We start from the raw sequence: 303 nt of genomic DNA on the forward strand, positions 1-303 counted from the left end.
GATGGAGCGGAGATTGGGGAAGGCTTAAAAGGGTATCATCAGAAGGCGCTGGTGGGCATGTGTGATATCTATGCCACAATTTTGGGGCAGGCAGGCTTTGTGCCGGAGGATGACCACGGCTTCGGAGACGGCCGTGATCTAAGCGGATTTATCACAAACCCGGAACAGGCATGGAGCGATGAGATCGTGACCGAGGGAATGGGGGCGCTGGATATCGTAGCGACCCAGCGGATGTACCGGAAGGTGAGATATAAATATATCTTCACCGCAGGTGATATGGATCAGCTCTTCGATCTGGAGGCG

1 protein-coding gene is annotated in these 303 nt (G+C 54.1%); it reads left to right on the forward strand.

Annotated elements, in window-relative coordinates:
- Positions 1 to 303, forward strand: a 303-nt coding sequence (locus NE473_RS31170) for an alkaline phosphatase family protein (protein ID WP_256265648.1), incomplete at both ends; no start/stop codon positions are given.

The organism is Hungatella sp. SL.1.14, assembly GCF_024460495.1.
Lineage (GTDB): Bacteria > Bacillota > Clostridia > Lachnospirales > Lachnospiraceae > Hungatella > Hungatella hathewayi.